Annotated in this window: 28 protein-coding genes; 8 read left to right on the forward strand and 20 right to left on the reverse strand. The window is 65.8% G+C overall.

Annotation, left to right across the window (positions count from 1 at the left end):
* Positions 1-2: 2 nt before the first annotated feature.
* The 15 genes from trbC to HHL27_RS15720 all read right to left on the reverse strand — a co-directional run bounded on the left by trbC (position 3) and on the right by HHL27_RS15720 (position 11762).
* On the reverse strand, positions 3-776 hold the full coding sequence (trbC, locus tag HHL27_RS15650) for a type-F conjugative transfer system pilin assembly protein TrbC (protein WP_338114922.1): 774 nt from the start codon (positions 774-776) through the stop codon (positions 3-5).
* Positions 773-1783 carry a conjugal transfer pilus assembly protein TraU gene (gene traU / locus HHL27_RS15655; protein ID WP_169494324.1) on the reverse strand — a complete coding sequence of 337 codons (1011 nt, stop codon included), beginning with the start codon at positions 1781-1783 and terminating at the stop codon, positions 773-775. Before traU ends, trbC begins: the two co-directional genes overlap by 4 nt.
* Positions 1780-2088: a hypothetical protein gene (locus HHL27_RS15660; protein ID WP_169494325.1), complete on the reverse strand. Its 309-nt coding sequence runs from the start codon at positions 2086-2088 to the stop codon at positions 1780-1782. Before HHL27_RS15660 ends, traU begins: the two co-directional genes overlap by 4 nt.
* Positions 2085-2786, reverse strand: coding sequence for a type-F conjugative transfer system protein TraW (gene traW / locus HHL27_RS15665; protein ID WP_206069648.1), 702 nt, complete (start codon positions 2784-2786; stop codon positions 2085-2087). The genes HHL27_RS15660 and traW overlap by 4 nt, the downstream gene beginning before the upstream one ends.
* Positions 2783-3334 carry a S26 family signal peptidase gene (locus HHL27_RS15670; RefSeq protein WP_240959873.1) on the reverse strand — a complete coding sequence of 184 codons (552 nt, stop codon included), beginning with the start codon at positions 3332-3334 and terminating at the stop codon, positions 2783-2785. The genes traW and HHL27_RS15670 overlap by 4 nt, the downstream gene beginning before the upstream one ends.
* Positions 3331-3891 carry a TrbI F-type domain-containing protein gene (locus HHL27_RS15675; RefSeq protein WP_169494326.1) on the reverse strand — a complete coding sequence of 187 codons (561 nt, stop codon included), beginning with the start codon at positions 3889-3891 and terminating at the stop codon, positions 3331-3333. Before HHL27_RS15675 ends, HHL27_RS15670 begins: the two co-directional genes overlap by 4 nt.
* Positions 3888-4211 (reverse strand): hypothetical protein, encoded by a 324-nt coding sequence (locus HHL27_RS15680; RefSeq protein ID WP_169494327.1) that lies wholly within the window; start codon positions 4209-4211, stop codon positions 3888-3890. The genes HHL27_RS15675 and HHL27_RS15680 overlap by 4 nt, the downstream gene beginning before the upstream one ends.
* Entirely contained in the window at positions 4208-6772 is a 2565-nt protein-coding gene (gene traC, locus HHL27_RS15685; protein WP_169494328.1) for a type IV secretion system protein TraC, read from the reverse strand. Before traC ends, HHL27_RS15680 begins: the two co-directional genes overlap by 4 nt.
* Positions 6772-7422 carry a hypothetical protein gene (locus HHL27_RS15690; protein WP_169494329.1) on the reverse strand — a complete coding sequence of 217 codons (651 nt, stop codon included), beginning with the start codon at positions 7420-7422 and terminating at the stop codon, positions 6772-6774. The genes traC and HHL27_RS15690 overlap by 1 nt, the downstream gene beginning before the upstream one ends.
* Complete coding sequence (locus tag HHL27_RS15695) at positions 7419-8324, reverse strand: DsbC family protein (RefSeq protein ID WP_169494330.1); 906 nt, start codon at positions 8322-8324, stop codon at positions 7419-7421. The genes HHL27_RS15690 and HHL27_RS15695 overlap by 4 nt, the downstream gene beginning before the upstream one ends.
* Before the next feature lie 14 nt (positions 8325-8338).
* On the reverse strand, positions 8339-9688 hold the full coding sequence (locus tag HHL27_RS15700) for a TrbI/VirB10 family protein (RefSeq protein WP_420874072.1): 1350 nt from the start codon (positions 9686-9688) through the stop codon (positions 8339-8341).
* Positions 9688-10521, reverse strand: coding sequence for a type-F conjugative transfer system secretin TraK (locus HHL27_RS15705; protein ID WP_169494331.1), 834 nt, complete (start codon positions 10519-10521; stop codon positions 9688-9690). The genes HHL27_RS15700 and HHL27_RS15705 overlap by 1 nt, the downstream gene beginning before the upstream one ends.
* The gene (locus tag HHL27_RS15710) at positions 10518-11081 is read right to left on the reverse strand and encodes a type IV conjugative transfer system protein TraE (protein ID WP_169494332.1); all 564 of its coding nucleotides are present in this window, start codon (positions 11079-11081) and stop codon (positions 10518-10520) included. The genes HHL27_RS15705 and HHL27_RS15710 overlap by 4 nt, the downstream gene beginning before the upstream one ends.
* Positions 11082-11083: 2 nt before the next feature.
* Positions 11084-11368: a type IV conjugative transfer system protein TraL gene (gene traL, locus HHL27_RS15715; protein ID WP_169494333.1), complete on the reverse strand. Its 285-nt coding sequence runs from the start codon at positions 11366-11368 to the stop codon at positions 11084-11086.
* Positions 11369-11432: 64 nt separating this feature from the next.
* Positions 11433-11762 carry a TrbC/VirB2 family protein gene (locus HHL27_RS15720; RefSeq protein ID WP_240959881.1) on the reverse strand — a complete coding sequence of 110 codons (330 nt, stop codon included), beginning with the start codon at positions 11760-11762 and terminating at the stop codon, positions 11433-11435.
* A gap of 433 nt (positions 11763-12195) precedes the next feature.
* Between HHL27_RS15720 and HHL27_RS15725 the strand changes: the two genes are divergently transcribed.
* Positions 12196-12669, forward strand: a complete 474-nt coding sequence (locus tag HHL27_RS15725) for a hypothetical protein (protein ID WP_169494334.1) — start codon at positions 12196-12198, stop codon at positions 12667-12669.
* A 14-nt stretch (positions 12670-12683) separates the two neighbouring features.
* On the opposite strand, the gene HHL27_RS15730 is transcribed toward HHL27_RS15725, so the two are convergent.
* The gene (locus HHL27_RS15730; RefSeq protein ID WP_338114921.1) at positions 12684-13454 is read right to left on the reverse strand and encodes a lytic transglycosylase domain-containing protein; all 771 of its coding nucleotides are present in this window, start codon (positions 13452-13454) and stop codon (positions 12684-12686) included.
* A gap of 224 nt (positions 13455-13678) precedes the next feature.
* Between HHL27_RS15730 and HHL27_RS15735 the strand changes: the two genes are divergently transcribed.
* The 5 genes from HHL27_RS15735 (at position 13679) to HHL27_RS15755 (ending at position 16768) form a co-directional block, all read left to right on the forward strand.
* On the forward strand, positions 13679-13987 hold the full coding sequence (locus HHL27_RS15735; RefSeq protein ID WP_169494336.1) for a type II toxin-antitoxin system TacA family antitoxin: 309 nt from the start codon (positions 13679-13681) through the stop codon (positions 13985-13987).
* A 610-nt stretch (positions 13988-14597) separates the two neighbouring features.
* Positions 14598-15125 carry an outer membrane protein gene (locus tag HHL27_RS15740; protein ID WP_169494337.1) on the forward strand — a complete coding sequence of 176 codons (528 nt, stop codon included), beginning with the start codon at positions 14598-14600 and terminating at the stop codon, positions 15123-15125.
* Between the two features lie 192 nt (positions 15126-15317).
* Positions 15318-15602: an excalibur calcium-binding domain-containing protein gene (locus tag HHL27_RS15745; protein ID WP_240959902.1), complete on the forward strand. Its 285-nt coding sequence runs from the start codon at positions 15318-15320 to the stop codon at positions 15600-15602.
* Between the two features lie 102 nt (positions 15603-15704).
* Positions 15705-16055: a thermonuclease family protein gene (locus HHL27_RS15750; RefSeq protein ID WP_169494339.1), complete on the forward strand. Its 351-nt coding sequence runs from the start codon at positions 15705-15707 to the stop codon at positions 16053-16055.
* A gap of 209 nt (positions 16056-16264) precedes the next feature.
* A complete protein-coding gene (locus HHL27_RS15755; RefSeq protein WP_240959883.1) occupies positions 16265-16768 on the forward strand; it encodes a DUF4188 domain-containing protein in 504 nt (167 codons plus the stop codon).
* Positions 16769-16961: 193 nt separating this feature from the next.
* Here the strand turns inward: HHL27_RS15755 and HHL27_RS15760 are convergent, their stop codons facing one another.
* Entirely contained in the window at positions 16962-18131 is a 1170-nt protein-coding gene (locus tag HHL27_RS15760) for an ATP-binding protein (protein WP_169494340.1), read from the reverse strand.
* Between the two features lie 351 nt (positions 18132-18482).
* A complete protein-coding gene (locus HHL27_RS15765; protein WP_169494341.1) occupies positions 18483-19613 on the reverse strand; it encodes a tyrosine-type recombinase/integrase in 1131 nt (376 codons plus the stop codon).
* Between the two features lie 117 nt (positions 19614-19730).
* Here HHL27_RS15765 and HHL27_RS15770 point away from each other — a divergent pair, with 117 nt between their 5' ends.
* On the forward strand, positions 19731-20108 hold the full coding sequence (locus tag HHL27_RS15770; protein ID WP_169494342.1) for a hypothetical protein: 378 nt from the start codon (positions 19731-19733) through the stop codon (positions 20106-20108).
* 100 nt (positions 20109-20208) lie between these two features.
* Here HHL27_RS15770 and HHL27_RS15775 read toward each other — a convergent pair whose 3' ends face one another.
* A complete protein-coding gene (locus HHL27_RS15775) occupies positions 20209-21453 on the reverse strand; it encodes a site-specific integrase (protein WP_240959889.1) in 1245 nt (414 codons plus the stop codon).
* 202 nt (positions 21454-21655) lie between these two features.
* On the opposite strand from HHL27_RS15775, the gene HHL27_RS15780 reads away from it, so the two are divergent.
* A complete protein-coding gene (locus tag HHL27_RS15780; RefSeq protein WP_169494344.1) occupies positions 21656-22819 on the forward strand; it encodes a winged helix DNA-binding domain-containing protein in 1164 nt (387 codons plus the stop codon).
* Positions 22820-22996: 177 nt separating this feature from the next.
* On the opposite strand, the gene HHL27_RS15785 is transcribed toward HHL27_RS15780, so the two are convergent.
* On the reverse strand, positions 22997-23923 hold the full coding sequence (locus tag HHL27_RS15785) for a hypothetical protein (RefSeq protein WP_169494345.1): 927 nt from the start codon (positions 23921-23923) through the stop codon (positions 22997-22999).
* Between the last annotated feature and the right edge of the window lie 16 nt (positions 23924-23939).

The raw sequence follows: 23939 nt of genomic DNA on the forward strand, positions 1-23939 counted from the left end.
AGTCATCGTGGCGCACCCAGGTGGGCCAGGCCCATGCGAGCGACTGGGGCGCCCGCGCCACCTCCATCGGCAATCGCATCGAGCGCATAGCGCGTGGTGATATTCCCCGCGATCCGATCGTAGGGTGGCACGGTTGAAACGCAGGTCAGGCTGTCGCACGGGACATAGTCACTGGTGGTCGCAATCCAGGTCGGCACAGATTGAACCCTGAAGGCGCGAAACAGCCGCGGATCGATCAGGACACTCGCTGCCTGGTCGCGCGCCACCAGCTTCTGCATCGCGAGCGCAAAGCGCGCCGGGTTGCCCGCCGGAAAGCCGCGGAACACCACCACCCCGCCCGCCGCCGTGACATCGCCGATCAACCGCCGCAGCGAGGCTTCGGGCATCGACAGGCTGGCGAAGGCCACGAGCATCGGACCGCTGCGTGGGGACGTCAGCGTGTCGCGCGCGCCGGCGACCATTGCATCGAGATCGACCGGTCCTGCTGCGCCCGTCGCACTGATACTGGCACTGGCGCCGGCCCCTTCGGGCCCCCGGCGCAACGCCGCTTCCCCGGCTGCGGCGACATCAACCGCCTCCTCGCGGGCCGTACCTGCCCGTGCCAGCGCGCCGGCAACCAGATCCTCGGCATTGCCCTGTTGGGTTCGACCGCGCGCCGCGATGGCATCAAGGTCGATGGAGTTGGCGCCCTGACCCAGCGCAACGCCGATGCCTCCAAGCGTGGCCAACAGCACGGCGAAGAGCGTCAGGCGCTGCCAGGGGTTGGCCGTCCTCACAACACGCAACACGAGCGCTTGCGCCAGACGAGGAAGCCCACGTCCTCGCCGGTGACCGGATAGACCCGGCCCGAGTGAGGCAGGATCGTGCTCGCCCCGACGGGCGAACAGGCCTCGCGCCCCGAGACCATCGGCGCGGGGTTGACCATCTGCAGCCGGTACTGCTGCTTCCTGAGGATCGGCATCAGGTATTTGCCGCACAGCCCCTTGGAGCCCATCGTTCCCCAGGCGAGCCCCTCGCGATGCATCTTGTAGAGCATGTGCTCGGCGGCGAGCCGCGATGACTGCTCCATCCCGACATTGGCGCCGATATTGCCGTTCATCGGATACATCGGCCCATTGCAGCCCGAGCACCAGAACAGCGGATCGAGCGGCAGCCTCGTCGTCGCTGCGACGCAATCGGCCGCGCAGGCAGCCTGTGCCGGCACGCTCGAGAACAGCGCCGCCTCGGGATTGAGGATCGTCGTCAGCGCATCGTCCTGCCAGGTCGGATCAAGCTCGGTCACATAGGCGATGTCGAAGCTCGCCTTCTCGAAGCACAGGAAATCGGTGAGTATCTCGAGCCAGTAGAGCAGCGGATAGACGTAGTAGTGGACGTGGTACTTCGCCGTGTTCTGCCCGCGCCCGCCGATCTGCGAGCCTTGGCTCACATAGCCATTGCCGACATTGAACCCCGGGTTGAGCCTGATCCCGCCAAGGTTCGGAAAGCAGAACGGCTTGGTCGTCACATCGATCAGGCGGACGGGTTCCCAAAAGCCCAGGGCAACGCCGATGCGCGGGATCGGCGAACCGCAGGCGCAGACCGGAAAGCCAGGATTCTCGGTGTCGGCACGGTTCGAGCCCCAGATTGTCATCGACCCCACCGACAGCGGGAACAGGCATCCCCAGCACACGTCGGTCACCGGATTGATGAAGTTGCCCGTGCAGCGCGAGGGCGCTTTCGCCTCGGCAGGTGTGCCAAGAACCAGCGCCAGCACGGCGAGCACGAGGCCAAGCACGCGGGTCATCGTGTTTCCCGATCGCTCGACACATCATCCTTGCGGGTGACGCGGTCGAGCCAGGCGGCATCCGCCTTGTGCTTGGCGATGAGCCAGAAGGGCAGGAGCACGACGATGTAGGCGATCAGCGCTGCGGCGAGGCCAGCAGCGACGATGCCAGCGACAACCACAAGGTCGTCCCAGAACAGCGTGATCGCGCCGAGCAGGGTCAGCGCCGCGAGCAAGGACAGACGCGCCCAGCGCAAGGCGGGCACCTCTGGCGCTGCCAGCGGTGCAGGAAGCAATTCCAGGAACCTCCGGCGCGCCTGGCTCATGTCCGCTCCCCATCTTTGTGCGTTTCGGGGGGCAGCGCCACTTCGCCGACCTGCAGCACTTTACCCTGCTGGCGCACCAGCGCGGGCGTATGGGCGATGCCGAAACGCGCGGTGAGGACGCCGCCCTGGTCGAACCACACCCGGCGTTGGAGCGCCCGCATCCGCGCGAACGGGGACCCGGCGACGAGGATGATCGAGACATGGGCATCGTCGCCCTGCGCCTGCGCCCAGGCGATCTGCTGGTCGCTGGTGCCATCGACGAAGAGCAGCTTGCGCGGCAGCGTGACGAGATCGAGCGGATTGACCCGCGTGCCGCGCGCCGCAATCAGCGTGCCTCTGGCATCCCGGATATCGGCGGACAGCATCATCGCCGGATCGTAGGTCCAGCTGCGGCTTTCGCTCGCCGGGGTAAGTCCCGCGACCGGCGCCGGGTTCAACACGCGCGCCTCGGCGCGCGCGGCAAAGGCGCGGTTGAGCCGGTCAAGCTCACCCGAACCTTGGGCCGCTCTGAGCCGTTCCTCGATCGTCGTAAGCAAGTCGGGTTCAATCACGGGCCAGGTCTCGCCGAAGTGGCCGAGGTCATGCTCCTCCCCGCCGGCTTGTGACCCAGACGCGTCCACGGGGCCGGCCGCACCGGTCAGCAGTGCAAGACCGACAGCCAGCCCGAGGCTCGTGGTGCGCTGGACGAGCCCTGTCACAGGATCGCCTCCGCGCTACCGATCAAGCGGTCACGGCAGACAAAGCCGATCGCGGCATAGCGACTGTCGAAGCCATCCTTGTGCGGCGAGGCGGTGAAAACGCAGCCCTTCGGCACCGTACCCAGCGGCCCCGGCACCAGGACTTCGCCCTGCCGTGTGCGGGGTTTCAGCCGCGCAACCGTCCGCCCGTTGACGCGTACTTCGTGCCCGGCGCGGTCTACCCGGTCGCCGGGCACGCCATAGGCGATCTTGACGAAGGCAGGAGGCCGAGCCCCAAAATGACGCCGCACCAGGGGATCGTACCCCGGCGCGAACACGACAAAGTCGCCACGCGAGGGAAATCGTCCGCGCTCGACGAGGAAGGCCCAGTCGGGCAGCGACTGCGACGCATTGATCAGGAGGGCATGATGCGCGCGCCAATCGGAGAGCTCCCCCAACCCCAGCCCAACCATGGCCAAAAGCGCACCTGTCGCGACGCGCTTGCGTGTGAATATGCCGCCGCCAGTTGACGCGGGTGCAGTCGAGTCAGGCTGTGCGAGCGCCATCATTGCGGCGCGCCTTCGTGGAGCAGGTAACCGCGCATGCGGGTTTCCACATCGCCCGCCTCGCGGCGCTGTCCGGCCGGATCCGCTAAACGGGGCGATGCAGGCGCGGGCTGCGATGCGGGCAGGGTCGCCCGAACCTCGCGGGCGATATCACCCGTAATATCGGGCACGCTGCCGCCAACCACCGCCTCACTGACCAACACGATCTGACCGTCGCGCGCATGGTGCGCGATCGTCGCATCGAGCACCTTCATGAACTGCGCCGTGCGCGGGCCGATCTGATCGGGCGGTGTGTCCCCGCGCGCTTCGGCCCGCACATAGTTTCCCACGAGACTGCCAAGCTGGACCTTGACCACGCGCGCGGGCGCGGCGCGCACATCGAGGATCGCGCGCGTCATCCACGCGCCCCAGCACAACGCTCCGATCAGTGCCACCACCAGCAAGACCTGCCCGCGCGCGATGTCGCGCGATCCCTGGCTCCGCTTGCAGCCGGGCACAGGTGCCGGCTGCGCACCGCGAGGCGCATCCATCGCGCCCTGGATATCGGGATCGTCGCTCATACCGCCCCCCTTCCCCGCTCCCACGCACGCGCAATCGTCCCGCGACGGAAGAATGCAGCTGCGCAGAAGCCCCAGCTCCAGGTAAGGCTAAGCAGCACGGTGAAGCTGTGCCGCGCCTCGGCGGGCGCGGCGGCGAACCGCATGGCGAGATTGCCCAGCTGCGCCATCGCGTCGCCCAGGCAGAAGTTGCCGAGCGCCAACACCCCCGATGCGATTGCGCCAAGCGCCACCAGCGCATTGACCGCAAGCCATCCGACAAGGCGCAAGCCATTGGCGAGGTGGCGTCCCACGTAGAGGCGCGCGGGGACCGTCACGCTCATCGCCCGCCTCCCGCCCGGTTTGCCTGTGATGCACGACCATCCTTGCCCGCAAACGCCACAGCCTCGATCGCATCGGCCATCGCGCGGCCTTCGTGCAACGCCTGCTCGATCCGGGCGAAGGTCGCCGGGCTCGAGGAATAAAGCGTCGCCGAAAATGGATCGAGCACGAGCCGGCACACGGTTTGCGTATCGGGTCCACGGATCAGCAGGTCCGAATACTCGGTCCCCTGGCGCTTCAGCGAACGCAACAGCGCATCGGTGTGGTTATCCATCTCGAAGCGGTCGGACTTGCGGAAATCCGCGATTGTCTCGGCCTTCTGCTGCAGCACGAGGAACCAGTCGGAATTCTCGAGCGCGGCGCGCGAGCCATCGGACTTGTAGTAGTCATTGATCGACTGCGTCGCGGTGATGAGCGAAGCACCATATTTGCGGCACGTGCGCGAATAGGTCTCGATAAAATCCGCCATCGCGCCGCCTTTGAGCATCTGCCAGGCTTCATCGACGATCAGCGCCTTCGGAATGGCGCGGTCGAGCTTGCGCATCGTCTGCGAGGCGACGAACATGATCGAGGTGAGCACGACACTGCGCAGCTCCTCGCGCGACGCAAGATCCGACAGCTCGAACACGGTGAGGTCCGCCGAAAGGTCGAGCGCCGCCTCGCCTGTAAAGAAGCGCCCGAACGTTCCAGTGGACGCGAACGGCAGCAGCGCGGTCGCCAGGTCCTCGGCAAAGAGATTGCCAGAGCCACGCAATGCCTCGATCACCGCGTCGATGGTGCCCTCGCAGGCCTGCGTGTCCCAGGCATGGTTGACTGCCGCATCGATCAGGCCACGCTCGGTGTCGCTGAGGCGCGTCTCGAACCGCGCCATCTGCGCAATGATCGCCTTGAGCATCGCGAGGCAGTCGACGCGGTAGTCCTCGTCGCTTGCCGCAAGCTCGGGATCGATCATCCGGAACGGATTGAGCGAAATCCCCGACGACAGGCGGAACTCGGTGAAGGTTCCGCCCAGTGCCTTGGCCATGTGCTCGAACGAGCGACCATCGTCGATGACGATGGTGCGCGCGCCGACACCGGCGAGGCTTGCGGTCAGGTCCTGGAGCAGCACCGATTTGCCCGAGCCGGACTTGCCCGCGATCGCGACATTGTGGTTGCCCGCCGTATTCTGGAACGGCGACCAGAACTGGGGCTGGCCGCGCCGCCCGACGAAGAGCAGATGCGGAATTGTGCCGCCGACATATTCGCCCTGGAGCGGCGCCATCGAGGCGACGTTGGCCGAAAGCACCGTGCGCAGCCGCTTCATCCGGCCAAGATCTGCGGCAAGCCCGTCGGCGAGCAGCAGCGGGAACGAAGCCAGCAGACCCATAACCTGGAGATAGGTCTCATCGATCAGGTCCCAGCCTGCTGCCTTGTAGATCGCCTTCAAGGTGCGCTGGTTGATCTCGCCGCGCCCTGCCGGCGAAATCATCGTCACCGCGTAGTAGACGCGCGTCAGCTTTTGACCATGGCTGACTTCCTCCTGGACGTGCTCCCATTCGCGCGACTGGCGCTTCAAGGTCGGCACGAGGCGCGCAGCCTTGCCATCGGCGAGTTGCGTCGTGCGCGCGAACTTGAATCCGGCGCGCGTTTCCGAGGTCTCGGTTGCCGGCACCACACCGCAGATGGTCTGGAGCACCGGGCACGGCAGGCAGAGCTTGGGATTGAAGACATCGCCGATGATCTTCTGCGTGTCCCACGGCGCCCAGCGCTCGGGGAAATGCCGCACCGCCATTGTGCGCACATCGAAGGTGTCCGGGCTGTATTCCGCGAACTCGGGCACTTCACCGACCATGGCTCCTGTCGGGCGCAGCGAGGGCGCATGGAGCACGATGCACTGTGGCTCGACCTGGGTCACCAGATCGCGACGCACGCATTGCTCGTTGATCGGATCGAGCGCGCTGTAGAGCGCGGCATCGTCGCCCGCGCCGGTCGAAGGGCAAAGCACATCGTCGATGAACCGGATCAGATCGAGTGGATCCAGCACCCGGCTCGGAACAGCTATCGAGTCTAATGCCGCGACGATGCCCTCGCGCATCGTCACGAGATCCTCGACCGAGAGCCCCGAACCATCGGGCGCGCCAACGCTCAGCAGCACGCGGAACTGGCGCAGGCAAAAGGGGCCGTCGCTGGCGAGCGAGCCCCACGCTCCGGTGCGCAGCAAATCGAGCCTATAGCGCGCGAGGCGTTCAAACACTGCGCCAGCGCGCACGCGCGGCAGCACCCATTCCTGGATCTTCTCGGCGACGCGCGGGCTCGCATAGTTGACGATCTGGAATTGCGCGCCCGGCAGCAGCACGTCCGCGAACACCGTCTCGACGATATCGGCGACGCGTTCGTCGGCGCCGATCAGCGGCGCGAGTTCGAGCACGAAACCTTTCGAGCGGGTCTGGTAGAACAGCGCATGCTGCGCGCTGTACGAGCGGTAGCCGAGCAGGCTCGCCAGCATCGGCACCTCGCGCGCGGCTGGGATCGGCTCAGGTCGAACCGCGTCGCCTGTGATAAGTTCGAGAAGGCGCGCGAGCATCATGGCGTCTGCACCGTGGCGACGGGCAAATCGGGCGCCTTGCGCGCAGGTGCCAGGGCAGCCGCGACTTCGGCTTTGATCGCCTCGACCGGCGAGGCGGTCGGCATCGTAGACGTGGTGACCGCAGCAGCCTGCGCCGTGGCCGCAGGAGGCACCCCGGGCGCTGGCGGTGCGGCCCCATCCAGCGCCAGTTCGGGCGCGTCTGCGGCAAGGCCCAGCAAGTCACGGGTCGTGCCCGACGCCGCCACGCCCTCACGCTCGACCAGGGTCGGCACAGGTTCGAGATCGGACAGCGGCACTTGCACTGCGGCGGCTTCGTGCAACTGGCCATAGCGATCGACATGCGCCGGGAACACGATACGCAGCACGCGCGATCCGTGGGGTGCGCCCATCTGCGTCCGCGCCGCCCAGCGTGGCTTGGACGCAGGTCTGGCTGACGCCTCGGCGCGGCCCCGATCGATCATGCCTCCGCTCGGCGGCCCTGAGTCCTCGCTTGCGATCGCCTGAAGCGCAGCATCGTCGATCGTGCTCGAGGGCGCGCAAGTGCCCTGCGGTGCCTGACAGGCAAAGCTGCCCTTCACGTTGTCACGCAGCATCGCGCAACCTGACAGAAGCAGCATGCCCGCGACGGCGAACGCCCGCACTGTCATGACGCTTTGCCTCCCGCTCGCCCCGCCGCCAGCCAGGCTTCGAGCACTTCCCTGGGCCGGTAGCCATGGAGCACCGCCCCATCCTCGCGAACGATCACCGGGGTCCCGTCGAATCCGTGCGCCCGCGCAAAGCGCTCGTTGGCATCGAGCCCGCTCGTGTCGCAGGCGCGGGCTGGAAGGTCCGCGCCATCATAGGCCTGCTCAAGCGCGCGAGCGGGTTCGGCCGCGCAAATCACCGCGTTCGACACCATGCGCGTGCCGAGCAGCGAAATCGGGCGCTCAATCACGCGCACGTCCATCGCCTTCAGCTGCTGGTGCAGCAGCTTGCAGTACCCGCAGTGAAAATCGCTGAACACGGTGACGCGGGGTCCGCCCCTGCCCCAGGCAATCGCGCCATTGTCGGCAAGGCCCGCCAGCGACACTGCAGCGGCCGGCGCCATGGCGGCCGTCTGCGCTGCCGGCTGCTTCGTCCCCGCGACGGTGGCTGCCGCTGCCGCATCGGGGGCGGCAGCCCCGGCGCCGACGCCCGGTCCCGCCTCGTCCTCACGTGCGGCCATCGCCCCGGTGCCCGCGAGCATATCGGGATTGATCCGGAGCAGTCGCGCCGCCGTCAGGTCCTGGCGCGTATCCATGTCGTAGACACGACCGACCACCAGGTAGCGCCCGCTGCGGTCGGTATAGAAGAGATTGGCGCCGGCCTGCACCTCGCAGAGCCCCGCGACCACGCCGCAGTCGATCCTGGTCGCCCTGGTGCGCGGCAGACGCTTGGCGAGCGCGCGCGCCAGGCGCGCTTCTGAAGCATGGGGCCCGCCACCCGCGGCCAGTGCGCCAGTCGCCGCCAACGTGCCCGCGCCAAGCAGGCCCAGGGCAGTGATCCCGATGATTGCGAACCGTCGTCGCATGGCCGCACACCTCCTCAGTTGCGAATGAACACCCCGTCGAGAAAGACGATTTCCACATCGATCCCGGTCGGCATCTCGATCACGGGCTGGTACTGCTCGGCCCGCTCGATCAGGTATTTGGAGACCTGGTCGGCAGAGCCCGCGATCCCCGACCCGAAGCCGCCTTGCGCGATCTCGCTTGGCGAGAGCTTCTGCCGCTCGCCATTGACGCTGACGCTGGTTCCGTTGAAGGCGCTCTCCGAATTGAGCGAGAACCCGCGCCCGATCCCGCCGGCAAGGCCCGCCAGGAATGCCTGGCCGATCAGGCCGCCCTCGCGGCTGACGACGCGACCGCGGACGCCGGTCTTGCCGCCAAAGGCGATGAAGCCCTTGACCTCGCTCACCGCGAAGCGGCCGCCCGGCTGCGGGCAGGTCATGCGCTGCAGGCGCACGTAGACCTTTTCCGAGGAGAGATCGCCGCTCGCCGCACCGTTGACCATGCAGCCCTCGATCTGGGTCTTGAGCAGGCGGCCCTCGGCATAGACCGAGCGCGCCGGCCCCGTGATCCGCAACACCACCGGCAGCGGGTCTGACTGGCTGCGCACCGAGGTCGTCGCATCAACGCCCACCACCACGCGCGCCCGCGCGATCGAATTGGGAGGCAGGTAATTGGCGCTGTCGGTAAAGCTGGTCGTCTTGCCCGGCGTGATCCGCTCGGCGGTCCCGGTCGCACCGCCGAACGAGACGAGCGCGATCGCGTTGCTGCGCGCCGGTCCAGCATCGATCGCAACCGTTGGGCCGTCGCCAGCGGCAGCGGATGTGCTGGCGACGGGCGCTGCCCCGACCGACCGGTAGGTGCCCGGCGCGCCCGGACCGTAGAGCGCGGTCGGCCCCGCCCCGGCTGCACGTTGCGGCGTGCTTTGCACGGCCTGGAGCTGCGAGCGCAACTGCTGGTTTTCCGCCTCGTAGGCCGACATCACCCGCGTGCCGTCTTCGGCCATCGCCGACTTCTGGCCCTGCAGCGCCTGGATCTGCTCCTCGAGCTGCTGGATGCGCTCGGCATTGCCTTCGAGGCCTTTGATCTGGTTGCCGTACTGCTCCATCTGGCCTTCGGAGAGCGCCATCCATTCGCGCTCGGACATGTTGCGGTTGACCATGTCGTCGGTCGAAACCTTGACCTCACCGTCCCTGACCTTGTCGGTTGACCCGAGTCCACTCGCCGATGGTTGGAGGATCCACGCCATCGCTGCGACCGCCAGCACCCCGCCACAGCCGTATAGCAGCAGCTTCTGCCGTCGCGCGGCGCGCTCGTTGCGCATCAGGTCGCCGTTGTCAGACGCCTCGCTGGACGACAGTTCCTGCCCACGGCGGAAGGGATTGCGGATCACGGGTTACCTCCCGTCTGGCGCACGGGTTCGACGACCCAGGCCGTGGTCACTTGGCGCGGTGCCAACACCGGACTGGCGATGCTGACTGCGAGCGCGTCTCGCGGCGCGACCTGATCCTCCCGCAGCGTCACACTCGCGCTGCCCCGGTTCTCGAGACGCAAGATCCTGCCGGTCAGCGTTACGCCGCTGTAGGTGCCGAGAGCCTGGAGCCGAAGCGTACCCACCATGACCGGGGTCAGCGGCTTCCAGCGGACATCGAAGCCGTCCAATGGCAGTTGCTCCGCCATCGCATGGACGAGACGTGTCGCGGCCTCCTCGTCGCTGAGCGTGGCGCCACCGCCGCCGTCGACCGTCACCGGCGGGTGCTCGATATCGGCATTGGCGATGAACACCTGGCGCGGTTCGTCGCCCGCGACCGTGCAGGCAAACTTGTAGACATAGCCCCGCCGCGTCGTGCCGAAGAAGGTGAGCGTGTGCCGGGCAAAGCCTTCGGGAACCGAGAGGTAGATGTCCCCGCGCACCGGCTCATTCACCACCTGGAAGTCCTCGGACGCATTGCCGGCGGCGACCTTCGACACTGAGGCGAACTGATCGTCCTTCAGGGATATCCGCGTCAGGTCCTTGAGCGAAGCTTCGCAGCGGACCTCGCCGTTGTCGGCCACCAGCAGCGACTGGTCGGCCAGGGCCGGACTCGCAAAGCCTGCAAGCGCGAGACCAATCAAGCTGAAACCGAGGCACCGGCGCCCAAGGCATCGCAGATCGCTTGCCAGCGTCATGCCAATGGCGGCCATCCCGGCCGATCCCGTGAACGAGAGAGCGGGTGCGATCATACCGGCGTTTCCTGCTTCTCGACCATGCCGAAGCCGGCAAGCCGCAGCGACACGCCGGTGTAGCGCCAGGTGAAGCGGAATACGCGGTGCTCGGCCGTGACCTCCTTCGAGCCCGCCACGGTGTGGAGCACACCGCCGACCTCGCTGGTCAGCGCCTCGGGATCGGTCCGGAGCCAGTCGATCGTGAAGAACTGGGTGATCTGCGATCCCTGCTGCTCGTCGACGACTTTGAGGAGATCGCGCTTGAGGCTCCCCCGTACCGGTTCGTCGGCCAGCGCGAGGATTGCGTTCATCCAGTAGTCGAGCGTTTCCGGGGAGCGGTTGAGCACGAGCTGCGCCGCATCGCGCGTCACCAGTTCGAGGTATTCCTTGGAGACGCCTGCGCTACTCACGGTCAGCCGGGAATGCGCGATCGGCTCCAGGATGACTTCGCGGTCGCGGGTGAGCGCCGCGCTTGCCGCGCCGATCGCCAGCAGGCCGAGCGTCAGCGATGCGAGCGCGAGCGCATTACGCTGGCGCAGCACGCGTTGGGCCGCGAGGTGGGCGAGAGCAGTGTCCATCCTCAGCCTGCCATCACGCGCAAGTGGGACGGTGGACAGACCCTCAGACCGAAAAACGAACCCGGCAGGTGCCAGTAGCCCGCGTGGAGGATCCACGCCATCGATCGTCCGGCTCTTGCCTTGCGATAACCGAACCACGTTCCGACCGCACAAATAAGGCCGATGACAACGTGCTGCGTAAGGACGCCCCAGACGAACGGGATGAACATGACGAGAAACTCGTCGAGCGTCCAAAACCCGATCAGTTCGGGATCGTCGAGATGCCTCGGGATCGAAAAGCGGTCCATGAGTTTGTCCACCGTCAGTTGGCGAGCCCTTGGGGGATGGGGGCGAGGCTCGCCGGTTGCCGTCTCAGATCGTTGCCGTGACGGTCGATGTGACGATCGGGATGCCGGTGCCGGCACCAACGCCAACACCCACCGGAATGGCGACCTGTCCCAGGCTGAAGCGACCCGAGGCAAGCCCGACGATGCCGCCGGCAAGGCTCAGCACGGTGATGATCTTGCCGCCCGAGCCTTGCAGGAAGTTGGTGAACTTGGTGAGCGCGGTGTTGAACGTCGCGTCCGTACCGGCAAACGCAGCATCCGCGCCGAGCACCGTGCCCGCCGCAACGAGCGCGGTGGCGAGCGCCAGCGATTGTGCCCAGGGCGGCAACGTGTCGCCCACTGTCTTGATCTCCATGTCGAGAACCCCTGATTGCGTGTGCGGCCGAAGCGATCCGCACGCTCAGGAAGCCTTGCGCGCCGCTGATTGCACAGCGCACCGGAGGCGTCGTCGGCCAAAAATGCGCTGCGGCATGGTGTCTGGTTCAGGGACGGTACCGGGTTGGTTTGCCCTGTTGTCCAGCCTTGGGCACCATGATGGCCACGCCGGGACGCAGGCCGCACCACCCTGGTCGATAATGCCGTCCGGGGTGGGCCCGACTGGCATCGGCGTGGGCCACCTGCGCGACGAATCGCATTGTCTGCCGAGCGGCGCGCCAAGGCGCCGACCGCCCACCCCTCACGCCAGCAATACCTCTTTTCCGGGAATGTCGCCGTGGACTGCGACTGGCAGGTTCGCGGCAGGCAAAAACCCGTGCCGCCTGATCGAGGCCGGGTGCAAGGGGGCTGACATGCTGGCCAGCAACGACACCGATGATCCCGGAGCGGTTTGCTCCAACTCGCTGATGTCAGGACTGTGCGCGATCATTTTGCGCGAGCTCGATCGCCGGGGGATCAGTTCACGGCATCTTGCTGACATGTGCGTCATCCGCCGACGGCAGGGGTTTCGCGAACGGCTCGCCTCGGCGCAACTGCTCCCTTCCGAAATAGACGCCCTGGTCCGTTATCTCGAGATCGACATCGTCCGCGTGACCATCGCGCTCGAAGTGTTCGGCGATGCCGAGTCCTATCCGGACGCGCTCACGCATAACCTCGGCAATGTCTGCCGCGCCTTGAGAGGTGCGGTCGAGCGCCAGGGCGATGCCCTCGATTGCGCGTTCGAACCGATGCGCCCTGCCCTGTGCGACGCGGTCGCCGACCGGATCTGCCAGGCGCTGGTCCAGCATCATGCCCGGATTGAGCAAGCGCGTTCGGCTCTGCTGTAGTAACCACGCTTCCTCTAACGCACCGATCCATCCGCGAGAAATTGCTGGACGAGCGCGGCATGGGTGCCAAGCTTACCGGGGCGTTTGGGGCGATATGCAAGCGGCGGGGACGACTTTGTTCCACTCCCCAGCATCATTCCCAGTACATTGTCGACATAGGCACGCGTCTCGACAAATGGCGGCACGCCGTTGTGGCGGGTGACCTGCCCGGGCCCGGCATTGTAGGCCGCCAGTGCGAGGTCATAGCGCCCGAAGGCATCAAGCTGGCGGCGCAGGTAGCGTGCCCCTCCCCTCAGGTTCTGCGCGAAGTCCCAGGGATTGGCGATACCGAGCGCCCTGACGGTGCCGGGCATCAGCTGGGTCAGACCTATGGCGCCACGGCCACTCAGCGCGACAGGGTTATAGCGGCTTTCCTGCGCGACGAGCGCATCGAGTAGCGCAGGAGCGATACCTTCCTCACACGCGATCGAGGCCAGGATCGAGGACAAGCTCGCACGCCGCATTCGGGCCACGCGAGACAGAAACGTCGGCGGTGTCGGGAGGCTCGTAGAGCAGGGTTCTTCAGCGTTCAGTGCCGTCGACCATTCCATAGTCGGCACGGCGAAGGCCCGGTCACGCAGCCTCGCCGCCATTTGCGGCCCAAACGGGGTATCGCTCGCCGGGCGATCTGCGCCGCCGACGACGGTAAACGGAAATCCTATCGCCTTTTCTGTACCAAAGGATTGAATCTGGACACCGCGCGCTTGCGCATCCTGGACGATCAGGGCCAAAGCCAAAATCGCCACCGATCTTCCACATCTTGTCATGCAAACGCACCCTTCGGTGGGGCACGTGTTCCGGTTATCGCAGGACCAGCCTTGCAAAGTGCTCTGGCGAGGGCAAGGCTCTTTAGCTCAGGCTTGGTGCGACAGGACTTAGCAGACCTCTTGCCTCTCAAGCGGCATGGTGGCTCGCCATATATGCAGGCGCGCCAGTAAACGTTCATGAAGGCAGTTGAATAGAGCGAGCTATGTTACTCCATCGCGATACAATCGGCGCAATCGATGAGCCCAGCTCCGAACGCATGTCGTTTCGAACCAAGCCGGCTATCAAAGAAGCCATTCAGAGGGCCGCTGCGCTTTCGGGCGTCGATGCTTCCGCCTTCACGATGAACGCTGCTTACAGGGCGGCGATAGAAACGATCTCGGGACGCGAGCGTACAATGCTCGAACAAAGGGATCATGAGACGTTCTTTGCAGCTCTCGACCACCCGGCAGGACCCGGCGAGAAGTTACGTGCGGCTTTCGCGCGTCACATGGCAACGATCGAAGGCAAGTGACCCCGATCCTGTAGGACGACCGATCCGGTTTTTCGCTACCAACGCGCACGTTGCCTTTTATGGCGATTTGGCGGCGATCTCGTTCTCGCTAGCTAGCGCCATATCGCAACCGCAGCAGAAGACATCAGTGTTCAGCGAGAAGCTGCAGAGGGCCCGCAACGGCATGGCACCTCAGGAGCTTGATGATCGCCTATGAGCATCAAATCCGCTTGATGTAGGCAAAACCCTGTTTGACGATCATCAAACCGCGTGGCGAACGGCGAAGATTTCCGTGGGTTCGAGGCCAGTCGGAAGATCCGGGCCAATACTTCGGACGAAACAGTTACCCGGCGCACTTCCGCGCAACTCCGACAAGACGGACGGACGCCGCCCCGGTCGGCGCCACGGCAAGGGAAGGCCATCGCATCTGCACAGCGAGGCATAAAATCCTTGCAGAGCAATTCCATAGCCTCCGCAATCGATATCCTGTGGCTTCATCGCAACATAAACGCAGTACAGCCCGCTGTAATCAAACAAATGCATTGCCCCCAAAAGATGATCGTCCCTAAACGCCGCCGCAGGTCGCCAAGAACAGAAATAAATGACCTGATGAAATTTATGAGGAATAGAAATGAAGTCGATTTTTCTTGCCGCCAGCGCCGCTCTTGTCGTCGCTAGCCCCGTCGCCGCGCGTGAGTTCAATGGCCCCTACGTCGGCGCCGGCGCGACGCTGGACAACGTGCAGGGTTCGGGCCCGGCCGAGGGTCTTGGCGCCAATGGCGTCGGCGGCACCGTGTTCGCCGGCTATGATATCGCGATGGGCAAGACGTTCGCCGGCCTCGAAGCCAATGCCGATATCTACTCGGCCGATGTCGACCTCGGCGGCGCCACGGCCAAGGCCGACTGGGGCTGGGGCATCGGCGGCCGCGTTGGCTACAAGCTCAACGAAGGCACCGCGCTTTATGGCCGCCTCGGCTATGCCCGCGCCCGCGCAAGCGCCGGCGGTTTCCACGAATGGGCCGATGGCGTGCGCTATGGCGCCGGCATCGAGACCAGCCTTTCGAGCAAGGTTTCGCTGCGCGCGGAACTGAGCCAGTTCAATTACGAGCAGGACGTCATCAACAACCAGGTGTCGCTCTCGCTCGCCTACGGGTTCTGATCAGCCCAACAGTCTCCGGGCTGGACTTGGGGGGCCATATGGCCCCCCATTTTACGCTCGACATCAATCGACTGATGTGAGCCAACAATCAGCTGCCGGGCGTTTCAGGCAAAGCATCCTCAGGCACTTCACCCGCGGAGGGACAACCTGATGCTGCATCGTGCACTTCGCCACACCAGCACCTTGCTCGCCATGGCGGCCTCGTCGGCGGGTGCGCTGGCACACCCTGGTGGACTGAATGCCGAGGGATGCCACAACGATCGCCGAAACGGCGGGTATCATTGCCATCGCAGCGGCGGGAGCGGCGCTTCCAGTTCGCGCCTCGCATCGCCGCGGTCGTTGAGAAGTCGCAATGACGGGGGTTATTATCCCAATTGCGCGGCTGCACGTGCTGCAGGGGCGGCACCGCTTCGGCGAGGTGATCCGGGATACCGGGCAGGGCTGGATCGCGACGATGACGGGATCGCATGCGAGTAAGCGTCGGATGCATGCATCGTCCGACTTTGGCCGAAGATCACAGGCCCCCCGGGGTCGAGCCATGTCGTCGTCCAGGCAGTCGCGTTTAGGGAGTTGTATCCAATGAGCCTGTTGTTTCTTGCGGCTGCAACGGCGCTGTGTGCTGCGCCTTCGGTGCACGATGGGGACACCATACGTTGCGGTGCCGAACGGATCCGTATCGCCAACATCGATGCCCCAGAACTGCCCGACAGCCCCAAATGCAAAGATGCCCGCAGATCCTACGCGTGGTGCGATTATGAGCAGGGATACAAGGCGCGCGACGCCTTGCAGGCGTTTCTATCAGGCCACACCGTCCACATCGCGAGACTGGGAACTGACAGGTACGGCCGCACCCTTGCCCGGATTTCGGTAAACGGCCGGGATGCGGGCGGTTATCTTGTCCGTGCAGGCCTCGCGCGGTGGTGGAATTGACCTGCTTCTCGTCAGCTTGGCACCGCTGCATGAGCTGATTTGTCAGGCACGCATGCAACCACGTGATCGATCCGTAGCCCATCATGGCAAGCTCCCCCGCCGTAAGCCGGGCCGGTGGAATGACGGTGCGGCATGGGAGCATGTGCCCGCCGACCGAGCCGGCGCGAAACGCAACCCAGGGGCGGCTTGGGGGCGCCAGGAGAATTCAGTTGCCGAACACAATTCACCCTGGGCGTTTCACCGCCAATCACAGGTCACCCCTGACGGTCTTCATGATCGGGATGCGGATCAACAAGCTTCACCGCATCGACAAATGGTGGCCGGTCGCAAGGGCGATGAGACCCATGATCGCGGAACTGTCAGGGCAGCCAGACAGCGGGTTTCTCGGCGCGGAGGTCATGCGGAGCGGTCTTCGGACCCTCGTTTTCCTGCAATATTGGCGCAGCTTCGACGACCTGGAGAGGTTCGCCACAGACCGCAGCGCAAGCCACTTGCCGGCCTGGAAAGCCTTTTATCGAAAGGCCAACAGCGGCGAAGCTGTTGGAATTTTCCACGAGACCTATTGCGTGGACCCGGGCCGTTTCGAGACGGTCTACGGCAATATGCCTGCTTTCGGCCTCGGGCGTGTGGCGGGCCTTTCCCCTGCAGGCGGTGCTCGCAACAAAGCCCGTGCCCGAATGAGCATCTCCGCAGGCTCCAGCAGCGCCTTATAGTCGGTTTGCAAGCGGGCAAGTCCAGTGCTCCGACAGCTTCCTCTGGTAATAGGGGCTCCACTGTGGTGATATCCATGCCGGTTTAAATGGCCGATTTCTGGGGATAATTCGGTCATACTCGTTCAGATTTTGCCGGATTAGACGGCGCTTTGGCAGATCGTAGAGGCCCTTCCGCAAAAGCCCCCGCATGCGCTCAGTTTTGCCGGCGCATGAACTCAGCGAAGAGCGGCACGCTGAAGTCCAGGTATCCATGGTCGGTGCTGTAAATCATGCCCTTGGATATGATGTTAGCACGCGCAGGGCCGAGGGAGTTCAACGTTCGCCCCATGGCCTTTGCGATATCCGCCATCGCGTATGGCCCTTCCCCAAGGTTCGCCATGGCTTTCACGAACTGCACTTCGGCTTTCGTGAGCCGGTCAATTCGAACCTTGAAGAACCCATCATCGAGGATGGCGAGCGTTTCGGCGTAGGACTGTTCGACATCGGGCAAGGTGATCAGGGGCCCCTCGGCATTGTTCCAGACCACAGAAGCCCATTCCTGCAGGAAGAACGGATACCCCTTCGTCCGTTCCACAACGGCCGCCAGTGCGTCAGCCGCGATTTCAGCGTCTTCCTCGACAATCGGCTTTTCAACCGCCTGTGCCGCCGATGATGGGTCAAGCGGCCCCACCGCAGGAAACAGGAAAAGCCGCTCAGCGTAGGACTTCGCCTCTCCGGCCATGCGTGCGATTTGCGGCAAACCAGCGCCTACCATGAGCACCGGCATTCCTTCCTGTGCCATACGATGAAGCGAGACGATCAAAGCTCTCAGATCGGCCTCAGACAAGTATTGCACTTCATCGATCAGCAGCAGCCAGCCACGGCCGGCTGCTTGAGCTGCCTTGCCGATCAGTATGAACAAATCAGGGAGATCGTATTGGAGATCACCCGAGTCGGCCAATCCAGGCTCACTTTCGGCTTCGACGCCTATGTTGACGCCAGCCACCTCGATGTTGAACGCCGAAGCAAAGTTTCTCAATCCTTTGAGACCCCGCATCGCCACGCTCTTCGCCGCCTCGACGCCTGAAAGAGCCCGCATCACTTTGCGCATTTCGGGGTAAAGTAGCCGGGCCAGTCTCTCGCCTTCAGGTGATTCAACCCGGGAAACGAGGAGACCGGCTTCTTCTGCATTCCGGCCAATCTCATTGAGCAGGACCGTCTTGCCGGTGCCCCGCAGGCCCAGCAACATAATGGAGCGTGCACTTTTCCCCATCATTGCTCGACCGCACGAAATTCGCGCCGCGTCCAGAGTTGAGTCCCGACCCGCCAATTCTGGTGGGCGGCTTCCAGCGCCAGGTGCAAAGGGGTTGCGATAGGGGTCCATGTCGGCTCCGGAATGATCATTCTAGTGAAACATATCAAAATCTACGGATTTTTGCTATACATCGCTAGAGTTTAGTAGGAAGCGATGCCCTCGGTCACATGATGGGGCTATCCGTGGACCGATTGCGACTCCAACGAGGACGGTCTGAATGTCCCCAACGGGCCGCTTCTCTCGTCGCCATGGAATGGCGCATTTCGGCATAGGCAGCCGTTATTGCCCCCCTTCAGACGACCGGCCTTGGGTGGGAAGTTCCCGTTGGCACCGAGCATCCGAATAACCGGTATGCCGGCACCGCCGCATGGAAGCTGCCTTTCCGGTCAGTCCGGCACCTCGGGCGAGCAACCCGCTTGATCAGCTATCTTCGCTGAACCGCTTCGCCAGTCGCGCACTCGCGCCGCTTTTCGCAGACACCCGCGACCCATAGCGCAGGACGGTGCGCGCATCCTTCCAGCGATACGCCTGCATGATCGCGGGCAGCCCCTCGCCCGCGACGAAGTTGTCCTGCGCCACGCCGACGCGGATCGAGTGCGACGACACCGCCGCCAGCCAGCGATCGCGCTCGGCTTCGCCCATCGCCCCGAGCAACCCCTGCTCCCACGCCTGCCGGACCAGACGCCGATAGATCAGGGCGATGCTCCCCGAGTGCAGCCGTTCGCTCCCGATCCGGTCGATCGACCCGTCGAAATGCGTGACCACCCGGCGCAGCAACGGCCCCCGGACAATGGCCCCGGCCGCGCGCCAGCGGTCGATCGCCTGCATCGTCGCCGGCGACAGATAGCCAAGCGCCCCTTCGCCGGTCTGATCGGCCTTGCTCGACGGAATATGCAGCAGCCCTGCCCCTTCCCGGTCCGGCCCCTCGATGTGCGCCACGTCGATCGCCACCAGCTCCGACCGCCGCGCCGCCGTGTCATAGGCGATGCGCAACAGCGCCGCGTCGCGCAAGCCCAGCGCATCGCGGCGGCAGGCCTTGAGCAGGTGCGCCAGGCACACCCCCGTCGCCGGGCTGTCGAGATCGGCGATGTCGCCCTTGAAGCGGATCGCCTTCGCCTGGCGCTGGCGCGTGCCCAGGTGCTTGCGCATCGCCTTGCGCTCGAACCGGACCAGCGGATCGGCGGTCAGATCGGCCAACCCTGCCATGCGATACGCCCACCCGAGGTGCACGAGATAGCGTTCGATCGTCGCGCTCGCGCGGGGTTTCACATGCGCGTCGTCGATCCCGGCGAGCGCGCGGATCCACGCCGCGACATCGGCGGGCGCGGCATCGGCCGGCGCGATCCGCCGCGCGATGCACCACCGCCCCCACAGCCCCAGATCGCTGCGGAACGCACGGCGCGTGTTCGCCGACCACCCGCGCATCGCGGCTTCGAGCAGCGCCTCGTCGATCCGCACCGCCGGCCCGACCAGCGCGCGCACCTCGCCAACGAGGTCGGCGGGCTCGGTGCTGAGGCGAACAACGGCGGTCGAGGCGCGGGATTTCGGCATGGGGGAGAGGGTAGCGGGAGCCGGCGCCGCTGTATAGAGTCGTGATAAGCAGCCATTATCACCACTAGAGCGACAAGCACGTGGACGCAAATGCGCTCATCGGTCTATAATTGGTTCATGAGCCCCCCTCCCCTGCCCCTCTGCACACTCGCCTGGAGCCCCGATCTGGCAAACGCGCTGGCCGAGACGGCGGCGGCCGTGGCACGTCTCGACGCGCGGATTTGCGCGAGTTCCTGGGCTCCGGCGTGGCGCTTGCGGGCAAGCTGGGCAGGGTATGCCGCCGCGCTGCGTCTGCAGGCCTTCGCGGTCGACGAAATCGATAGTATTGCTCACGCCTGCGGTCTCCAGCTGGCCGGAAGGCCCCGCCTCGAAACAGCGGCGGATCCTTTTGCCGCTTTCGCCCCGTGGGAGGCGCGCCTCGCCGAACCCCACGGCCGCCACTGGCGCGAGGACCTGCCCTTCAGCTTCGACCCGCCCCAGGTGTCGGCTGCCTAAGTTTAGGTCATTGCTGAAGGCTTTTTGGGCAGCCGCTCTGCCATAATTGATGGCAGCACATCGCCCTTTCCTAGGGCAGTCTCGGCCGGAATGGTGGCCGTCATCCTCTAACCTCGCGCAGCATCCGCGCGGTCGCATTGGAAGCTGGTGCAAGCTTGCGGCCGTATCGCAGCGCGGTGGACGTCGATGTCCACCGCAGTGCCTGGGCGATGGGGCCAGCATCCTCGCCGCTGGCGAAGAGATCTTGCGTGAGCCCGACCCTGAGCGAATGGGTGCTGAGCGCCGCAATCGCCGCGTCGAGATCCTTACCGACGAGATTGACCAGATGCTCGTCGGCCGCGCGCATGGCGGTGCGCTTGATGATCAGTCGCACCGCTGCAGGCGTCAACGGGGCCTCGCCGATGACGTAGGTCGTCGAAGCCAGCACAGGCTTCGCTTCAGTAGGCACTTTCGCCCCTGCAGGCAGCCGCCACTGGAATCCTGGAGGCGCCGGCAACGACCGGGGTGGCTCGGCCTCGCGCGCTTTGGTCCGTATCACGCCGATGCGACGGAACAGCGGCCCTTCAGAATTCGCGCTGGCATTGCGCCATGCCGAAACCCGCCGCATCGTATCGGGCGACAGCCAGGCGTAGGCCCCCTGTCCTTCCTGGTCGGTCTTCGAGCGGGGCACGGTGAGCACCGCGGAGCCGTCGCTTTGGCTGGCGACATGGTGGCACATAACCTTCACCAGTTCGGAGACACGGAGGCCCGTGTCGTAAGCGAGACTGAGCAGCGCCGCATCGCGCAATCCGGGTAGCGTTCTGGGACACGCCTGCAGCAGTGCGCTCAAGGTGAACCCCTTGGCGGGTTCGGTGCCGATGCCCGCGCCAAAGCGCAAGGGCCCAGCCTGCCGCTGCGCTACTCCCACCCGGCGCCGAAACCCGCGCAGCGCATCACGCACGATCGCCCCGCGCGTCGGGCTTGGCGCGCCGAGCAGGCCGTGCACCACGGCGAGGCTCGCCAGACGCCGACCGACCGTGGCCGGCTTGAGCTGCCGTCGTTCGCAATCTTCGAGGTAGGCGACGATCCGCGCTTCGTCCGCGGGCAGGCCGATCCCGCGCGCGCGCGTACAAAACGCCGCATAGCAGGCCAGGTCATTGGCAAGCGCCTTGACGCTCGCCGGTGCGCGCGCCTCGAGGATCTTGCGGAAGGCGAGGCGGTCAATCGCACCGCCTTGGCCAATAAGAGCAACTAACAGCGCGGTCAGCTGCGCGACGCGGTTCGCAGCCCGATCCCCGCGCCGGCGCGGCAGCGGCGCTTCAGCGGCGGTGCGGACCATCACCAGCTCGCCGAGGGCGGGCGGCATGGCGGTGACAGATCGAGCCGAGGGGGATTTTGCGGGCATGGACGCCTGATACACGTCCTCGGCAGCTACGTCACTATCGATAATATCCCATTAGCGATAGTGTATCAATTCGCCCGCCCCTGTAGTTGTATAGTTATCTAATAGTCGCTATACATCAATAACGATGCGTTGATTTTCCAGCATTTTATCGGACAGGACCGCCATGGCGCACCCCAGCGACGTTCCCGCGCTCGAGACGCAGGCCCTGCTCGCGCTCGGCCGCCTCGATGGCGCGCTCAGCGTGGCTCGGCCGCGCACGCTGCGCCTGCTCGCCGGCCAGCAGCTGCGGACCCTGCTGATCGCCGCGCTGCGTCAGGAGGGACATAGCTTCACCGATCCGCGCTTCCACGCCTGGTGCGCCGGCCTCGTGACGCTGTCCGATGCCCCACCGCGCGACCTTCGCGCGCCCCGGGCTGTGTGCGAGGCGATCCTCACCGAGCTCGCGCACAGCAGCTGGGAGCCGCTCGCCGCGCTCGCCGCGCGGTTCTCCGCGGCGCTGCTGGCGCCGCAGGATCATGAGGGCGGCGCGCCAGACGCAGAGACCGGGCACGCGGCCGCCCACAGCCTCGTCACCGCGGCGCGCGATCTGATCGCAGCGCTCGAGCCCTCCCCGCTACCGCTGCCCGCGCTGGCGCAGCTTCACCGCGCGCTGAACGGCCATATCCGCTTCGCCCCGCCCGAACGCGCCCCCATGCCGATCAGCCTGGGCCCGATGCGGCTGACCGTCGAGCGCGCCGCGCTGCCGAGCCCACGCTGGTCGCTCGAAATGCTGTGGGGCGAACATTGGCGCGCCGCCGGGCTTGTCGCCCACGCCCTCCCCTTCCCCGGCCTTATCCGCCTCGACGCCGTGCCGGGCGCGGCCGAGCCGGGCGATGCGCGCATCCTCGTGACGCGCGCGCTGCGCGAGGTCGCGCAAAGCCTGTTCGACCAGCTAGGCGAAGCGGATCAGCGGGCCCGGCGCATCGCGGACCTCCAGCCCGGCCGCCGCCGCACCTCGCGCGCGCCGGCGCTGCTCGAACTGCTGGCAGGCTTTGGCCCGCTGCGCTCGGCGCAGATCGAAACGCTGCTCGGCGCCACCCGACTTGGCGTCCGCGCAATGCTCGCCGCGCTGGGTGACATCGGTGTGCTCGAGCGCACCACGGTCGCGGGCGTGCGCCTCTATGCGGCCGACCTCAGCGCTCGCCCGGCGCCCGATACCAGCGAGCCAGCTGCCGGCTTTGCCTTCTCGTCTGCGGCGCTCGGCGAGTACAACGCGGCGATGGCCGACATCGACGCGCTGCTGGCCCGAAGCGGCGTGAGTCTGGACGATGCCGAGGAAGACGACTGATCGCGAGCCCCGTGACAGCGCTTGCGCTCCAAATCGCTGCTTATCGGTGAAATCTTGCGTAAATCATCATAAGTGCATGATTTAGATTAAGAATTTTCAAGTGTCCGGAAAAGCCCCTTACAGCGCGAAAACGGCGCCTCGGATAGGGTAAGGGTGCGGAGACCCCTGCAACGCGCTCTACGCGATTCTGAGGGCAAAATCCGGCGAAATTGCCCTTTGGGGCTCGCGAGGGCGCCCCATTCCCGGCGCGGTCGGCATTCTCGCCCGAAGCACCAGCGCATAGGCCCCGATCAGGTCGGCAAGCCCGGCCTCCCAGCGAACGACCCGCCGCGTGATCAGGCCCTCGGGCACAGACCATGGTGCGGGGGCATCGGGGCGGCGGCCTTTCGGGTCGAGCAGGTTCGCGCTCGATCGCAGCAAGGCCGGTGCCGACAAGGCGACAAGACGTTCGAAGCGATCGGGCGCCTGCGGTCGCGCGCTGTGCGCCGCCGCCAGCAGCGCGATCCGCGTCGGCGCCAGATGGAAGCGGTTAGCGACGAACCGGGTGCGGTAAGCGGTTTCGCCGCGGCGCATGCCCCTATTCTGCTGGCCCATGAGCTGGCCCAGAACGTTGTGATTGAACGCGGCCATCGCCGCGGTCGGCGGCAAGCGGCGACGCAGGCGGTCGAGCGCGACCACCTGCGCTTCGAGGATCCGCACGGCGGACCGCGGAGCCCGATCGCCGATGAGCCGGCGCACCGGGGCCAGCGGCAGATTATGGCGCTGGCAGCGCCAGCTCGCGCGCAGAATCCAATCGCGTTCGAGCACCATCGGCTCGCCGGCGATCACCGCATCTCGCCAGCACAGCGCGCAGCCGAAGACCCGCAGCGCCGGCGGCAGCAGCGCGCTTTCCGGCGCGGGGATAAAGGTGGCTGCGATGGCGCGGGTCGGTGCCTGAACCGCCCAGGCCAGGGTTTCGATGAGCTGGTGGAACGCCGCATAGTCGGCCGCCGCAACGCCGGGCCAGCCTCGCGCGAGATCGCGCGAAGCGAGCCAAGGCTCGCAGTCGAGATGCCGAAACAGCTCGGCGCGCGTCACCTCGTGCCGGGCCGCCAGGCGGTCCATCCACGAATCCCACGCC

Origin of the sequence: Novosphingobium olei (assembly GCF_012927405.1) — a bacterium.
In the GTDB taxonomy this organism is placed as follows: domain Bacteria; phylum Pseudomonadota; class Alphaproteobacteria; order Sphingomonadales; family Sphingomonadaceae; genus Novosphingobium; species Novosphingobium olei.

Bases quoted from the DNA above. Each gene is read 5' to 3' on its own strand.
- traU (WP_169494324.1), bottom strand. From the start codon at position 1,783: ATGACCCGCGTGCTTGGCCTCGTGCTCGCCGTGCTGGCGCTGGTTCTT.
- HHL27_RS15660 (WP_169494325.1), bottom strand. From the start codon at position 2,088: ATGAGCCAGGCGCGCCGGAGGTTCCTGGAATTGCTTCCTGCACCGCTG.
- HHL27_RS15670 (WP_240959873.1), bottom strand. From the start codon at position 3,334: ATGATGGCGCTCGCACAGCCTGACTCGACTGCACCCGCGTCAACTGGC.
- HHL27_RS15675 (WP_169494326.1), bottom strand. From the start codon at position 3,891: ATGAGCGACGATCCCGATATCCAGGGCGCGATGGATGCGCCTCGCGGT.
- HHL27_RS15680 (WP_169494327.1), bottom strand. From the start codon at position 4,211: ATGAGCGTGACGGTCCCCGCGCGCCTCTACGTGGGACGCCACCTCGCC.
- traC (WP_169494328.1), bottom strand. From the start codon at position 6,772: ATGCTCGCGCGCCTTCTCGAACTTATCACAGGCGACGCGGTTCGACCT.
- HHL27_RS15690 (WP_169494329.1), bottom strand. From the start codon at position 7,422: ATGACAGTGCGGGCGTTCGCCGTCGCGGGCATGCTGCTTCTGTCAGGT.
- HHL27_RS15695 (WP_169494330.1), bottom strand. From the start codon at position 8,324: ATGCGACGACGGTTCGCAATCATCGGGATCACTGCCCTGGGCCTGCTT.
- HHL27_RS15705 (WP_169494331.1), bottom strand. From the start codon at position 10,521: ATGATCGCACCCGCTCTCTCGTTCACGGGATCGGCCGGGATGGCCGCC.
- HHL27_RS15710 (WP_169494332.1), bottom strand. From the start codon at position 11,081: ATGGACACTGCTCTCGCCCACCTCGCGGCCCAACGCGTGCTGCGCCAG.
- traL (WP_169494333.1), bottom strand. From the start codon at position 11,368: ATGGACCGCTTTTCGATCCCGAGGCATCTCGACGATCCCGAACTGATC.
- HHL27_RS15720 (WP_240959881.1), bottom strand. From the start codon at position 11,762: ATGGAGATCAAGACAGTGGGCGACACGTTGCCGCCCTGGGCACAATCG.
- HHL27_RS15725 (WP_169494334.1), top strand. From the start codon at position 12,196: ATGCTGGCCAGCAACGACACCGATGATCCCGGAGCGGTTTGCTCCAAC.
- HHL27_RS15735 (WP_169494336.1), top strand. From the start codon at position 13,679: ATGTTACTCCATCGCGATACAATCGGCGCAATCGATGAGCCCAGCTCC.
- HHL27_RS15740 (WP_169494337.1), top strand. From the start codon at position 14,598: ATGAAGTCGATTTTTCTTGCCGCCAGCGCCGCTCTTGTCGTCGCTAGC.
- HHL27_RS15745 (WP_240959902.1), top strand. From the start codon at position 15,318: ATGGCGGCCTCGTCGGCGGGTGCGCTGGCACACCCTGGTGGACTGAAT.
- HHL27_RS15750 (WP_169494339.1), top strand. From the start codon at position 15,705: ATGAGCCTGTTGTTTCTTGCGGCTGCAACGGCGCTGTGTGCTGCGCCT.
- HHL27_RS15760 (WP_169494340.1), bottom strand. From the start codon at position 18,131: ATGGACCCCTATCGCAACCCCTTTGCACCTGGCGCTGGAAGCCGCCCA.
- HHL27_RS15765 (WP_169494341.1), bottom strand. From the start codon at position 19,613: ATGCCGAAATCCCGCGCCTCGACCGCCGTTGTTCGCCTCAGCACCGAG.
- HHL27_RS15770 (WP_169494342.1), top strand. From the start codon at position 19,731: ATGAGCCCCCCTCCCCTGCCCCTCTGCACACTCGCCTGGAGCCCCGAT.
- HHL27_RS15775 (WP_240959889.1), bottom strand. From the start codon at position 21,453: ATGCCGCCCGCCCTCGGCGAGCTGGTGATGGTCCGCACCGCCGCTGAA.
- HHL27_RS15780 (WP_169494344.1), top strand. From the start codon at position 21,656: ATGGCGCACCCCAGCGACGTTCCCGCGCTCGAGACGCAGGCCCTGCTC.
- HHL27_RS15785 (WP_169494345.1), bottom strand. From the start codon at position 23,923: ATGGACCGCCTGGCGGCCCGGCACGAGGTGACGCGCGCCGAGCTGTTT.